This is a genomic window from Streptomyces anulatus, from assembly GCF_014650675.1.
In the GTDB taxonomy this organism is placed as follows: Bacteria; Actinomycetota; Actinomycetes; order Streptomycetales; family Streptomycetaceae; genus Streptomyces; species Streptomyces anulatus.
This window is the reverse complement of record NZ_BMVK01000012.1, coordinates 134686-147844: the sequence shown is the minus strand read 5'-3', so window position 1 is coordinate 147844 and position 13159 is coordinate 134686. Positions and strand designations below refer to the sequence as shown.

Annotated in this window: 12 protein-coding genes; 6 read left to right on the top strand and 6 right to left on the bottom strand. The window is 71.6% G+C overall.

Features of this window, described 5'->3' with window-relative positions; all coding sequences use genetic code 11:
• Positions 1-10: 10 nt before the first annotated feature.
• A complete protein-coding gene (locus IE272_RS26820) occupies positions 11-1258 on the top strand; it encodes an MFS transporter (protein ID WP_190008355.1) in 1248 nt (415 codons plus the stop codon).
• Between the two features lie 55 nt (positions 1259-1313).
• Positions 1314-1871, top strand: a complete 558-nt coding sequence (locus IE272_RS26815) for a TetR/AcrR family transcriptional regulator (RefSeq protein ID WP_050361620.1) — start codon at positions 1314-1316, stop codon at positions 1869-1871.
• 76 nt (positions 1872-1947) lie between these two features.
• Here the strand turns inward: IE272_RS26815 and IE272_RS26810 are convergent, their stop codons facing one another.
• From IE272_RS26810 to IE272_RS26800, 3 genes are all read right to left on the bottom strand, one after another.
• Complete coding sequence (locus IE272_RS26810) at positions 1948-4161, bottom strand: terpene synthase family protein (protein ID WP_190008353.1); 2214 nt, start codon at positions 4159-4161, stop codon at positions 1948-1950.
• Positions 4162-4324: 163 nt separating this feature from the next.
• Entirely contained in the window at positions 4325-4999 is a 675-nt protein-coding gene (locus IE272_RS26805; RefSeq protein ID WP_050361622.1) for a transglycosylase SLT domain-containing protein, read from the bottom strand.
• A gap of 476 nt (positions 5000-5475) precedes the next feature.
• The gene (locus tag IE272_RS26800) at positions 5476-6612 is read right to left on the bottom strand and encodes an aminoglycoside phosphotransferase family protein (protein WP_050361623.1); all 1137 of its coding nucleotides are present in this window, start codon (positions 6610-6612) and stop codon (positions 5476-5478) included.
• Between the two features lie 231 nt (positions 6613-6843).
• Between IE272_RS26800 and IE272_RS26795 the strand changes: the two genes are divergently transcribed.
• On the top strand, positions 6844-8334 hold the full coding sequence (locus tag IE272_RS26795; protein ID WP_056708052.1) for a DNA-binding protein NsdB: 1491 nt from the start codon (positions 6844-6846) through the stop codon (positions 8332-8334).
• A gap of 51 nt (positions 8335-8385) precedes the next feature.
• On the opposite strand, the gene IE272_RS26790 is transcribed toward IE272_RS26795, so the two are convergent.
• A complete protein-coding gene (locus tag IE272_RS26790) occupies positions 8386-9813 on the bottom strand; it encodes a PP2C family protein-serine/threonine phosphatase (RefSeq protein ID WP_073960531.1) in 1428 nt (475 codons plus the stop codon).
• Positions 9814-10123: 310 nt separating this feature from the next.
• Here IE272_RS26790 and rpmG point away from each other — a divergent pair, with 310 nt between their 5' ends.
• Both rpmG and IE272_RS26780 read left to right on the top strand, forming a co-directional pair.
• Positions 10124-10288 (top strand): 50S ribosomal protein L33, encoded by a 165-nt coding sequence (rpmG, locus tag IE272_RS26785; protein ID WP_032794160.1) that lies wholly within the window; start codon positions 10124-10126, stop codon positions 10286-10288.
• Between the two features lie 64 nt (positions 10289-10352).
• Positions 10353-10613, top strand: coding sequence for a type B 50S ribosomal protein L31 (locus IE272_RS26780; RefSeq protein ID WP_050361626.1), 261 nt, complete (start codon positions 10353-10355; stop codon positions 10611-10613).
• Positions 10614-10836: 223 nt separating this feature from the next.
• Here the strand turns inward: IE272_RS26780 and IE272_RS26775 are convergent, their stop codons facing one another.
• The gene (locus IE272_RS26775) at positions 10837-11520 is read right to left on the bottom strand and encodes a YoaK family protein (protein ID WP_073960532.1); all 684 of its coding nucleotides are present in this window, start codon (positions 11518-11520) and stop codon (positions 10837-10839) included.
• Positions 11521-11676: 156 nt separating this feature from the next.
• On the bottom strand, positions 11677-12177 hold the full coding sequence (locus tag IE272_RS26770) for a tetratricopeptide repeat protein (protein WP_050362214.1): 501 nt from the start codon (positions 12175-12177) through the stop codon (positions 11677-11679).
• A 148-nt stretch (positions 12178-12325) separates the two neighbouring features.
• On the opposite strand from IE272_RS26770, the gene IE272_RS26765 reads away from it, so the two are divergent.
• Positions 12326-13069: a VanZ family protein gene (locus IE272_RS26765; RefSeq protein WP_190008458.1), complete on the top strand. Its 744-nt coding sequence runs from the start codon at positions 12326-12328 to the stop codon at positions 13067-13069.
• Positions 13070-13159 lie beyond the last annotated feature (90 nt).

Below are 13159 nucleotides of genomic sequence, written 5' to 3'. Positions count from 1 at the left end.
AGGTCCGCGCATGGCCAACCCCTACGGCGTCCTGTTCCGGACGCCCGGATCGAGGGCTTTCACCGCCGCAGGGTTCGTCGCCCGCATGCCCCTGTCCATGGCGGGCATCGGCATCATCGCGATGGTGTCCCAGATGCGCGGTGACTACGGCCTCGCCGGAGCCGTCTCCGCCACCTTCACCCTGTCCATGGCCCTCTGCGGTCCGCGGATCTCCCGGGCGGTCGACCGGCGGGGCCAGAGCCGGGTGCTGCCGCCCGTCGCCGGGCTGAGCGTGATGGCGCTCGGCGCGCTGCTGCTCTGCGCCCGGTACGACGCCCCCGCCTGGACCCTGTTCGGCTGCGCGGCGGTGGCCGGCGCGATGCCGAACATGGCGGCGATGGTGAGGGCCCGCTGGACCCACGCCCTCAAGGGCTCCGACCGGCTGCACACCGCCTACTCGCTCGAATCGGTCGTCGACGAACTCACCTTCGTCGTGGGCCCCGCACTCTCGGTGGCCCTGTGCACCGCACTGTTCCCCGAGGCCGGGCCGCTGGTCGCCGGGGTGCTGCTGGTGCTCGGCGTCCTCATGTTCGTCCCGCAGAAGCGCACCGAACCTCCGGTGGCCCGGCCGGCCGACGGTCACCCGCACACCGGCTCGGCGATCCGCAGCGGAGCGCTCCGCCTGCTGGCCCTCACGCTCGTGGCCGGCGGCGCCATCGTCGGCACCGTCGACGTCGTGAGCGTCTCGTTCGCCGAACAGCAGGGATCACCCGCCGGTGCGGGAATCGTCCTCTCCGTCTACGCGGCCGGATCCGCCGTCGCCGGTCTGGTCTTCGGGACGCTCAGGCTCAGGACGCCGCTGCCCCGGCTGCTCGTCCTCGGCACCGCCGGGACCGCGCTCACGACCCTCCCCCTGCTGCTCGTCGGGGACCTCGTCACGCTGTCCGCCGCCGTCTTCCTCCCGGGACTCTTCTTCGCGCCTACCATGATCGTGGTGATGGGGCTGGTGGAGAGGACGGTGCCGCCCGCCGTACTCACCGAGGGCATGACCTGGGCCATCACCGGCCTCAGCGTGGGCGTCGCGTCCGGCGCCGCGGTGTCGGGAGCGATCGTCGACCGCTTCGGCCCCGGCGGCGGCTTCGTCGTCGCCGTAGCCGCGGGTGCGGCCGCTCTGCTGACGGCGTTGTGCGCCCGGCGTCCGCTGGAGCGGAGTCTCCGGGAGCGGGCGGACCGCGACGCCGAGGAACCGGCCGAGGCCCCCGCAAGGGCCGCACACTGACGGACGGCGCCGAAGCACACCCGCCGCCCCATCCACCACGACGCCCGGAGGCACCGTGCACGCACCGCAGACCGACGGACGTCTGCTCAAGGGCGAGCGACGGAAGGAGGAACTCATCGAGGCCACGCTCCAGGTGGTCGCCCGGGAAGGAGTCGCCGGCGTCAGCCACCGGGCGGTCGCCCGCGAGGCGGGCCTGCCCGCCACCGCCGCCGCCTACCACTTCACGAGCATCGACGACCTGCTCACCGCCGCGCTCACCCGCTGCATGGAACAGGACGCGCAACGCATGCTCCGGCTGGCCGAGGAGGCCGACGGCGGCCCCGAGGGCGTCACCGCGCTGGCGGAGCTGATGGAGAAGGTCGTCAAGGGTCCCGGACGGCTGCTCGCGGAGTACGAGCTGTACCTGCTCGCGGCCCGCCGCCCGGAGCTGCGCGGCCCCACCCGGCACTGGCTGGAGGCCATCTCGGCGTACGGCCACCGCTACACCGACGACCCGGTCCGGGTGCGGGTGCTCAAGGGCGTCATCGACGGCCTGCTGCTCCAGGGTCTGCTGACCGACACCCCGCCGACGGCGGCGGAGTTCGAGGAGGTGCTCCGGCACGTACTGCTCTGAGCCCCGCCCGGCCGGTCCGCCACCGGTCGCGGCCCGCCGTGCAGTTCCTCCGGACGACGGGCCGCGACCTCGCGAACTACGCCGGGCTGCCAGCCAGTCGGGCCATCAACCGGGTCACCTGGGCCGCCGACGTGCCGAGCCCCGTGGGACCGCTGATGTGCCAGGGCGTGCCGTGGCCGCGCCGCAGATCCTCCTCGCGGTAGCGCCGGCAGCCCCGGTGCCAGATCAGAATCCCCGCGATCCAGTGCTCGAGCTCCCGCACATAGCCCGCCAGGATCTCTCGCGCCTCGGCGTCCAGGCCGAAGTCGTCGTACAGCACCGGGAGTTCGACCTCGGCGACATGCAGGAACTGCCGCAGCCGCGAGTTCATCAGGTCGTGCACGATCGCCACGCCCGTCGGATAGTCGACGCCGAAGAAGTTCTGCACGACCAGGACGCCGTTGTGGATCTCGCCCTCGTACTCGATCTCCTTCTGGTACGAGAACAGATCGTTCATCAGACACGCGTAGTCCGCCGCCGCGTTCTCCAGGGAACGCATCGGACCGCTGCGGTAGACCTCGTCCGGGACCTTCCTGCCGTGCCCGAGCCGGCACAGGCTCATCGTCAGGTCCGAACCGAACGTCGCCCGCCGCATCTCCACGTAGTCCACCGGGTCGGGGATACGGTTCTGCGCCTGGTTCGCCAGCTCCCACAGCCAACTCTCGGTCATGGACTCGATCGAGGTCCGGAAGGTACGCCGGCCGCCCGCGTCCATCGGCGCGGCCGTCCTGCGCCACAGGTCGCCCAGGCTCCGCTCCAGGGCGTTCACCGGCTCCGGCGTCCCCTCGCCGTCCAGCGGCATGAACAGCGAGAGCCGCTCGTTGGCCAGCCGCGCCCCCGCCAGGTCCCGGGTCCGCCCGTGCACGACCGGGAACCAGTCGTCCCCGTACGTCCCCCAGGCCAGCCACCCCGAGGACAGGTCCAGCTCGTCCGGGGTCGCGTCCGGATCCAGGCCCGCCGCGCACAGCGGCAGGTCGATCGCGACGAGCCGTTCCTCGTCCCAGATGTTCGAACCCGGCACGCCCGGCTGGGCCTCCAGGATGCCCATCCGCCGTGCCCAGTCGACGATCCGGACCCGCGCCCCCTCCAGATGCGGGCTCAGCGTCGTCCCGAACGGCAGGTCGAAGCTCGGCAGCAGCGAGGGGCCCACGTGCTGGTACGGGACATGGCTCCGGCCGCGGGCCCGCGAGGTCTCCGAGCGGAACGTGTACCTGATGGAAGCGGCGGACATGCCGAAGCCGGCCACGGCCTCGCCCGCGCCGCCGCCGTTCATGTAGCGGCTGGAGCGCATGTGCCATTCGTGGCCGCCGGACTGCCAGTCCTGGAGCCCCTTGACGTACGCCAGCACGGCGGCGGTCTGCGTCGGGTCCAGGCTCTTCTCGGCGCAGAGCGGGCCGAGTTCGGTCAGCGCGGTGTTCTCGAACTGCTGGAGCCGTGAGGTCAGCAGGTCGTTGACCGCCTCGGCGGCCTCCTGCGTGGAGCAGCCGAGGAACTTCTCCAGCACCAGCACGCCGTTGCTGTTCTCCCCCTCGTCCTCCACCTCACGCTGGTAGGAGAAGAGGTCGTTGCGCAGATGCACCCCGTCGGAGAACGCGTCCCGCAGCACCCGCAGCGGGCGGGAGTCGGCGACCGGAGCGGGCACCTCGGCGTTCGCCGCGTACTCCACCAGGCCCGCGGACCAGGGCGCGCCGCCCACCTTGCGGCGCATCTCGATGTACTCGACGGGGTTGGCGATGCGGCCTTCGTGGATGTTGGCGAGCTCCCACAGGGACTCGTTGAGGAGGTTCTCCGTCGCCTCCGCGAACCGGGCCCGCCAGGCGTCCGACATCGAGGGGACCGTGCGCGCCCACAGATCGGCGAGCCCCGCCTCGACCGGGTTCTCCGGATCCGGCGTCGGGGCGCCGCGCTCCATCGGCATGAAGGCCGGCAGGCGGTCCAGATACCGCTTGCCGCCCTCCCGGTCGGGCGTGCGCTTGAACAGTTCCAGGAAGTGGTCGTCGAAGAAGAAGACCCACACGTACCAGTCGGTGACCAGGGAGAGGGCCTCGGCCGAGCAGTCGGGGTGGGTGTAGGCGCACAGGAGGGCGTAGTCGTGCGCCTCCAGGTCCTTCTCCTCCCAGATGCCGGATCCCTCCAGCATCCCCATGGAGCGGGCCCACGCGCGGGTGTGCGTGCGTGCCGCCTCCACATGAGGGTTGAGCCGCGCCGGATACGGAACATAGAAGTCCGGCAGTGAGAAGGGCTGTGCCATGTGCGTGGGGCCTTTCCAGAAGCCTCCGCGCGGGGAATCGCGCGGACCGGTGGTGTCCGCGCAGCACTACCCTTCGGCCATACGGAGCACGCACGGTGGCGATTAGTCACATAATCGCGGCGTTGGTGCGCGCTCGGAAGGCGGTCGTTCGGAAGTCGGTCGCTCAGTAGGCGGAGTCGACGTTGTCGATCGAGCCGTACCGGTCCGCGGCGTAGTTGGCGGCGGCGGTGATGTTGGCGACCGGGTCGGTGAGCTTCTTCGGGGTGCCCTTGACGTGGTAGGCGTCGAAGGTGGGCTGGATCACCTGGAGGAGACCCTTGGAGGGAATGCCGTTCTGCGCGTTGATGTCCCAGTCGTTGACCGCGTTCGGGTTGCCGCTGGACTCGCGCATGATGTTGCGGTGCAGCCCCTCGTAGGAGCCGGGGATGTTCTTCTTCTTCATGATGTCGAGCGACTCGCGGATCCAGCCGTCGAGGTTGTTCGCGAACTTCTTGGGCGTGACGGCCTTGCGCTCGGTGGAGCGGTTGGCGGCCTGCTTCTCGGAGCGCTCTTCGGCGGCGTCCTTCTCCGCGGTGGCCTTGCGGGCGGCCGCGGCCTTCTTCGCGGCGGCTTCCTTGGCGGCGGTCTCCTGGGCGGCCTTCTTGGCCGCCGCGTCCTTCGCCGTCGGGATGCCTGCGGCGGCGACCGGCTCCACGGAGATGGAGGACCGGGTCGCCGTGGTCTGCGCTTCGCTCGTGCCGCCGGTGGCGGCTATGGCGCTGACGGAACCGGCCGCGACGAGCACGGCGGTGGCGATCTTGTGCGAGCGGGTGATGCGCAGGGTGGAGATGCGGGGCATGCGTGAGCTCTTCCTATGGGGGACGGGCTTCGCGGCCTTCGCGCCGCGTCGGCGGGAACCGGGATGTCCGGGCCGCGGTCGCCGGAGGGCGATCGACGCGGGCTCGAACTCGGTGCCTGCCGGGATCCATGGTTAGCGCTCGCCGACATAGGAAGCAATGACCGCCTTTACTACTCTTCATCGTGAGATGCCAATTTATGAGCCATATGGGCGGTTCGTTACGCCGTACGGGAGGGCTCGCGTCTACTACCGCAGGTCGTAGGTGACGTGGGTCTCGTGGCGGGCCTCACCCGCGGGCGACCCCGGGGCGGCACAGGGTCAACGCCCGGTCACGGGGAGATACGGCCCGGAACGCACGACAGCGCGCTGCGGGACCGGTGTGTCGGCACCGGTCCCGCAGCGCGCTTCTTCTTCACAGTGGTCTGGTCACTGTGGTTCTCGGCAGGCGGGGCGTATCCCCGCTCCGTCGTCCGGTCTCAGCGGGTACCGACCGCGGCCCGCACCGCCCGCCGCGCCATGGCGCAGTCGTCGTGCAGCCTCCGCAGCAGCAGCCGCTGCTCCTCGCCCGAGGAGAGAGAGCCGGGCCGGTCGGCCCCCGCCCCCGTCGCGGGCGCCTCGCGCATCGTGCGCTGGACCGCCGTCTCGTAATTGCGGATCTCGCGGGTCAGCACCAGCATCAGGTTCACCAGGAACGCGTCCCGTGCGGCCGGCCCCCTCGCCTGGGCGAGCTGGCTGATCTGGCGTCGCGCCACCGGGGCGTCGCCCAGCACCGCCCACAGCGTCGCCAGGTCGTACCCCGGGAGATACCACCCGGCGTGCTCCCAGTCGACGAGCACCGGTCCGGTCGGCGACAGCAGGATGTTGGAGAGCAGGGCGTCCCCGTGGCAGAACTGCCCCATGCCCTGCTTGCCGCCCGCGTGGGCCAGACCGTGCAGCAGCTTCTGCAGGTCACCGAGGTCACGGTCGGTGAACAGACCGAGCTCGTGGTAGCGCGCGATCCGCGACGCGTAGTCGAGCGGCGCCTCGAACAGTCCGGGCGGCGGCCGCCAGGCGTTCACCCGGGCGATGGCTCCGAGCGCGGCCCGGATGTCGGCCCGCGGCGGCGCCTCCGCCGGGTGCCGGGTGAGGGCGGCGACCCGGCCGGGCATCCGCTCGATCACCAGCGTGCAGTTCTCCGGATCCGCCGCGATCAGCCGGGGCGCCCTAACAGGGGGGCGGTGCCGGACGAACGCGCGGTACGCCGCTATTTCGTGCCGGAACCGTTCGGTCCACGCCGGCGAGTGGTCCAGTAAACACTTCGCGACGGCGGTGGCCCGCCCGGTCGTTCCGACGATCAGGACCGAACGGCCGCTGCGGCGCAGTACCTGGACCGGGTTGAACTCGGGGCAGATGCGCTGTACGGAGGCGATGGCCATCCGCACCTGCGCGCCCTGGGGCCCGGACAGGTCGATCCTTCCGCTGAGCGGTCCGGCGCCCGGACCCGCGGCCCGTCGGGCCCGGCCCGGACCCTGCACCGGTGCGCCGGCGTGAGGAGCGAGATAGGGCCCGCCGCCCGCGCCCATCGGGCGGAGCGGACGGGGCGGGGCGGACACGGAGGACGATGCTGTGTACATGGGCGAGACAGATCCCTTCGTGCGCCGACAAGTTACGTGCGCCAACCCGGCCGACGGCCGTTCGGCACCCTGGGGAGTACCTAGGGCTGCCGGGCGGGGTGGCGCTTTCCTACCTGACACCGGAGCGCGGGTGGCAGACCATCTGGCGGACCCTGGCGAACCCTGGCGAATAGTCACAGCGCATCTGACAGGGGGTTAGTGTCAAGTCAGCCGAGAACCTGGGGGCTTGAAGTGACCGGAGAACCCAACACCCGCCTTTCTGACCTGTTCGGCCTGGCCGGCTGGTCCAAGGGCGAACTCGCGAGAATGGTGAACCGGCAGGCGGCGGCCATGGGCCACCCGCAGCTGGCCACCGACACCTCGCGCGTCAGGCGCTGGATCGACATGGGGGAATCCCCCCGTGATCCCGTGCCCGAAGTGCTGGCGGCTCTGTTCACCGAGCGGCTCGGCCGTGTCGTGACCATCGAGGACCTCGGGTTCGGCCGACGCGGGCGTGTGGGGAAGCGGCGTGACTCCGGGACGGAACACAATCCCGATCAATTGCCGTGGGCGCCCGAACGGACGGCAGCGGTCCTCACCGAATTCACGGGAATGGACCTCATGCTCAACCGACGCGGCTTGGTGGGTGCGGGCGCCGCGCTCGCCGCCGGCTCAACCATCGCCGGCCCCATGTACGACTGGCTGCACAGCGACCCCGCTCTGGTGGCCGACGCTCCACGTACCAACGATCCTCTGCACGCCGATCCAGCCGGTCTCGACCGGTACGAAGCGGCGCCGGTCGGCTCCGAGGAGATCGAGGCCCTGGAGCATTCGGTCGAGGTGTTCCGCGCCTGGGACGCGTCCCGGGGCGGCGGACTCCAGCGCAAGGCGGTCGTGGGCCAGCTCAACGAGGTGGGCGGCATGCTCGCCTACCGCCACCCCGACCATCTCCAGCGCCGTCTGTGGGGCGTCGCCGCCAACCTCGCCGTCCTGGCGGGCTGGATGTCCCACGACGTCGGCCTCGAACCCACCGCCCAGAAGTACTTCGTCATCGCCGCCCACGCGGCCCGCGAGGGCGGCGACCGGCCGCGCGCCGGGGAGGCGCTCTCCCGGGCGGCACGCCAGATGGTGCACCTGGGCCGCCCCGACGACGCACTCGACCTGATGAAGCTCGCCAAGTCAGGCTCCGGCGACGAGACCCTGCCGCGTACGCAGGCGATGCTGCGCACCATCGAGGCCTGGGCACAGGCGTCGATGGGCCGGGGGCAGGCCATGCGGCGCACCCTCGGCGAGGCCGAGGAGCTCTTCGTCTCGGACAAGAGCGATGTTCCGCCGCCCAGTTGGATGCAGATGTTCGACGAGGCCGATATGCACGGCATGCAGGCGCTGGCCTTCCGGACGCTGGCCGAGCACGACCAGGGTGCCGCGATCATCGCCCAGCGCCATGCCAAGCAGGCGCTGGAGCTGCGGGTCAAGGAGCGCCAGCGGTCGAAGATCTTCGACTACATCTCGCTGGCCTCGGCCTGCTTCATCGCCAACGACCCCGATCAGGCCGATCGGTACGCCCGGCTCGCGCTGGTGTCGATGGGGGAGACCTCCTCGCACCGCACCTGGGACCGGCTCCGCGAAATGTACCGGCTCACCGGGCAGTTCGCCGGATACGCGGGGATCCAGGACCTGCGCGAGGAGATCGAGCTCTCGATGCCGCCCAGCCAGAAGAAGGCCAAGGGCACGCAGACCTGACCCGGGAGCGCCGCTCCGCGCTCCGTCACGCCCCGATACGTCCGCGCTTCCTCATGCCCCGATGCGGGCGACCAGCACGCACGCGTCGTCCAGGCGCTCGGCCCCGCCGAACTCCTCGACGACGCTCCGTACGCACTCCTGTGCCGTACGGGCGTCCGCGAACCGGGGAGCGAGGGCGAACAGCGCCTCCGGGCCCGCACCCCGGTCGCCGCGTCGGGTCAGGCCGTCGGTGTGCAGAACGAGCACGTCACCGGGGTACAGCCGTACCTCGTCCTGCTCGAAGACCACGTTGGACGCTGCGCCGAGCAGCATCCCGTCCGGCGGGGGCAGCAGCCGTCCCGAACCGTGGCGGAAGAGCAGCGGTGCGGGGTGTCCGGCCTGCGCCCAGGACAGGATGGAGGTGTCGGGGTCGAAGCGGCAGCACAGGGCGCTGCCCAGCGCGGGCTGTATCGACGTTTCGAGCACCTGGTTGAGGTGTCCCATCAGCGCGCCCGGCTCGATGCCGGCGACGGCCATGCCGCGCAGTGCGCCCAGCATCATCGCCATCGCCGAGGTGGCGGGAATGCCGTGCCCGGTGAGGTCGCCGACGGTGAGCAGGGTGCGCCCGTCCGGCAGTTCCATCGCGTCGTACCAGTCGCCGCCGATGAGGCCGCTCGACTCGGAAGGGAGGTAGTGCGCGGCGATGTCCAGGGCGCCGGGGCCCTGGGACGGGAGCCGCAGCGATCCGCGCCACGGGGGAAGGACGGCTTCCTGGAGCTCCACGGCCATGCGGTGCTCGGTGCGCTCGATGTGCTCCTCGCGCCGTACCGACGCGCGGTTCCTGCTCACGGCCTGCTCGCTGCGCCGCAGCTCGCTGACGTCCCGCAGGACCGCCCACATGGAGGCGGTGCAGCCCTCGGCGTCGAGGACCGGCTCGCCCGTCATGTGCAGGGTGCGCGTGCGGCCGTCGGGACGCACGATGCGGAACTCGCCGTCCATCGGCCGGCCGTCGACGAGGCAGCCCGTCACCATGGCGGTCAGCACCGGCTGGTCCTCGGGCAGCAGTACGGACGGCAGGTCGTCGAGGGAGAGGGGTGTGGACCCGGGCGGCCTGCCGAAGATCTCGTACAGCTCCTCGGACCAGCTGGACTCGTCGGTGAGGAGGTTCCACTCGGCGCTGCCCACCCGGTTCAGCAGGGAACCGGCCCTCGGGTCGTCCGGGGCCCCGGCAGCACGGGGGGCGTCGTCGGCGCACCGGTCCGGCAGACCCGCCCGGAGCTGGCCCAGGTGCTGGTCGAGGTTGTCCAGGTGCTGTACCGCCAGCTCGCACAGGGCGCGCTGCCAGCGCAGCTGGGGGTCGTCCTCGTCGAACACGACGGCGTCCCGCCGCACGGCGTCCACATCCCCGCGCAGCCGACGCGTCCGGTGGATCAGGGCGTCGACGGCGTCATGCGCGGGAAGCTGTGGTGCGGGGCGGTCCGCGAAGAGGGGGGACGGCATCTCGTACTCCGATACAGGCGCGGCCTAGCCGGTTCTGAAGGGTGGACCGCTACCGACTGTCGCACAGGCCACGGCGGGTCGTAAGGGATTTGGCAACACTCGATGCGTTCTTGCGTCTGGCATATGCCAGCGGCTCTGCGGAGCGGTGAGTATCCGAACAGGCTTACGTGTAGGGCGAGTTGACCATGCGGTTCGGGGTGTGTTGTGGAGCGGGAATGCCGAGCGGACGGCTCGCGTTACCTCACCAGAACGAAAACGAATCCCATTCCCGATACGGGGGCGGGGTCGGCAGAGACATCGGGAGGCGCCCATGGCACGCAGCGAGACCAGGCCGGTCGTCACCCTCCGGTCCACCGTCGGAACGGGCCGGAGTTATGTGACACGCAAGAACCGCCGCAACAACCCCGACCGGCTGGAGCTCCGCAAGTTCGACTCCGCCGCCGGCCGGCACGTCCTGTTCCGCGAGGTCCGCTGACCGCCCGGAAGAGACCTGTCCCCGTGTACGTCACCGCTGCCCGCGGTGAGGAAGGAACGCATCGATGAAGTCCCGAATCCACCCCGTGTCCCGTCCCGTGGTCTTCCGCGACCGCGCGGCCGACGTCGCCTTCCTGACCCGCTCGACCGCCGACTCCGGTGAGCGCGTGACGTGGGAGGACGGCAACAGCTACCCCGTCATCGACGTGGACACCTCGTCGGCGAGCCACCCGTTCTACACCGGCGGCAGCCAGGTGCTCGACACGGCGGGCCGCGTCGAGCGGTTCCGGCGCCGTTACGGCACCGGCGAGACGTCCGGGAGCTGACCGAACGAGTCCTGACCAGGGAGGAAGCCCGGGAATCCGTGCCGTGGATCACATCCGCGGGGGCGGATTCCCGGGAACGGCCCAGGATGGTTTATCGTTCATCTATACGTGGGAGTGAGGGGGACAGTGTCCCCGGGCCTCACCTGTAGCCCATGGGGAAGATCGCACCGCCGAAGCCCCGTGGAGCCCTCCGCCGAGAGGCGACCGCCCTTCACGCCCGCACTCAGACCGCCCCGGCTGGATTCCCCCGATCCGGCCGGGGCTTCCCCTTGCCCGGCCCCGGCCGGCCGCCCCGGTACGGGACCGTCTCCAGCACCAGAGCGCCCGCGGCCATCACCACCGCGCCCAGCGCGGCCCCCGGACTCCACCACCGCTCGGCCAGTGCCGCGAGCGCCGCCCCGGCCACCACCGCGGCCAGCCGCCCCAGCACCCAGCCGTCCCCGCCGCGCAGCTCCCGCAGCGCCACGCGACCCGCGAGCGACGTCAGCGTCCCGGTGAAATAGTTCGTCGGCGTCACCCGGACGCGCCCCTGAACGCCCATCGCGACCGCCACCAGAGCCAGCAGCCCGAGCCGGTCGCCGTACGACGTGACCAGCTCCAGCCCCCACAGCGCGGCAGCCGCCCCGAGCAGGACGACCTCCGCCCCCAGCAGCACCCGGACCCGGGGACCTCGCCGCCCGGCCATCAGCGCGCCCGCCGCGACCCCGCAGAAGTACGCCCCCAGAGCGACAGCCACCTTCAGCGCCACGCCGTCCTCGCCCGCACCGGCGGCCGAAGCCCCGAGCAGCACCAGGTTTCCCGTCATCACCCCGGCGAAGACCTGCCCCACGCACAGGAAGACGAACGCGTCCGCCGCGCCGGAGGCCCCGGACAGCAGAAGCAGCGTCCCCTCGCCGTGCCCCGGCACATCACCGGCCCGGGATGCACCGGAGGAGGAGGACGGGGACGGCGGGGGCGCCGGGGGAGCGGTGGGCACCCGAGCATTCTCGGCATCCACCGCTCCCGGACCGGCGCGTCCGGCGTGATACGGCGCGCCGCGGGCGACCGCCCCGGCCCGCACGGGTCACACGGTCTCGTCGAGGTCCTTCGCATAGTGCTCGATGGCCCGTCGGTACTGCTGGACGCGCGGGTCCTGGCTGGTCGCGGCCGTCAACTCCAGCAACAGGCGCATCGCCTCGTGGTGCTCGTCGGTGTTGTACAGGGCCATCGCCAGGAACGCCCGGAGCGAGCCGTCGTCCGGGAACTCCTCGACGCCCCGGCGCAGCGTCTCCACCGCCTGCCCGTACCGCCCGAGGATCCGGTACGTACTGCCCAGCCCCAGGAGCACTCCGTGCCGGTCCTCCGAAGCGAGTTCCGGATGTGCCAGAGCGCGCTCGTAGTACGGCACCGCCTCCGACTCCAGGCCCAGCACGTCATGGATCCACGCCGTCCGGCAGGCCACCTCCGCGTCGTCGGGGTACTGGGCGGTCAGGGCGAGGAGCCGTTCCCGCGCCTCCTCGGGCCGGCCCTCCGAACGCAACCGGTCGGCCTCGTCCAGCAGGTCCCTCTTCTTGTGTGCGCTCATGCGCACATCGTCGCAGGCGCGCGCGGACGGCAGCATGAGATTTTCGCTCCACGGGACCGTCCAGGTGTGTGTTCCGGCCGGGCGGGGGCACCTGTCGGCCATGACAGCAGAGGCGAATCCCCGTACAGACCGGGGGACATGGGTACGTGTGCTGGTGCGCGGGGCGGTCCTGACGGTGGTGCTGCTGGGACTCGTGGCGTTCTCCGTCCTCCTGGCCAAGGTGACGCTCACGCCGTCACCGGCATCCGAGGACCTCGTCACCGCGAATCTCCGCCCCGGCCGCTCGCTGCGCCAGTACGCCGAGGACTACACCTTCCTCGCCGCGTGCAAGCAGGCGGGCGGGAACCTGCTGCTCGGCGTGCCGTTCGGACTCCTGCTGCCGTTCTTCGTGCCACGCCGCCTGCGCATGATCCGGACGACGCTGCTGACCGCCGTCGCCATGGCCGTCGTCGAACTGATCCAGGGGGCCCTGGTCGAGGGGCGCGCGTTCGACGTCGACGACGTCATCCTCAACACGGCGGGCGCGCTGCTGGGGTACTTCGTGCTGGGCCGCCGGATCAGCCACCGCTACTACACCTACACCGACGCCTCCGGCTCCCCCGGCCCGTCGGCGGAGAAGCCCGAGGCCGAGCCGAAGCGTGCGCCGGGGCCGGCCGCCCGTACGAAGGCCGCCCGTACGAAGGCCGCTCCTACGAAGGCCGCTGCTACGAAGGCCGCTGCTACGAAGGCCGCCCGTACGAAGGCCGGACAACGGGACCGGCCGAAGCCGGCGGCCTCGGCCCAGAAGCGCGGCGCCCGTACCGGGAGGACCGACGGTGCGGCGAGCGGCGGCCAGCGTGCCACCGGGTCCGGCGCCGTCCGCTCCCTGCTCGACCGCCTCCGCGGGCGCTGAGCAGGGGCACCCGTTCGGGCCGGGCCGTTTGCGGGCGGCCCGGAGCGGACGCACGGTGGGGACACGTCCTGCGCGCGGATGGCGCCCGGA

What these genes read in the sequence shown, in the direction of transcription:
- IE272_RS26810 (WP_190008353.1), bottom strand. Translation starts at nt 4,161, where the DNA reads ATGGCACAGCCCTTCTCACTGCCGGACTTCTATGTTCCGTATCCGGCG.
- IE272_RS26805 (WP_050361622.1), bottom strand. Translation starts at nt 4,999, where the DNA reads ATGCCCCGCATCTCCACCCTGCGCATCACCCGCTCGCACAAGATCGCC.
- IE272_RS26790 (WP_073960531.1), bottom strand. Translation starts at nt 9,813, where the DNA reads ATGCCGTCCCCCCTCTTCGCGGACCGCCCCGCACCACAGCTTCCCGCG.
- IE272_RS26780 (WP_050361626.1), top strand. Translation starts at nt 10,353, where the DNA reads ATGAAGTCCCGAATCCACCCCGTGTCCCGTCCCGTGGTCTTCCGCGAC.
- IE272_RS26820 (WP_190008355.1), top strand. Translation starts at nt 11, where the DNA reads ATGGCCAACCCCTACGGCGTCCTGTTCCGGACGCCCGGATCGAGGGCT.
- rpmG (WP_032794160.1), top strand. Translation starts at nt 10,124, where the DNA reads ATGGCACGCAGCGAGACCAGGCCGGTCGTCACCCTCCGGTCCACCGTC.
- IE272_RS26770 (WP_050362214.1), bottom strand. Translation starts at nt 12,177, where the DNA reads ATGAGCGCACACAAGAAGAGGGACCTGCTGGACGAGGCCGACCGGTTG.
- IE272_RS26800 (WP_050361623.1), bottom strand. Translation starts at nt 6,612, where the DNA reads ATGTACACAGCATCGTCCTCCGTGTCCGCCCCGCCCCGTCCGCTCCGC.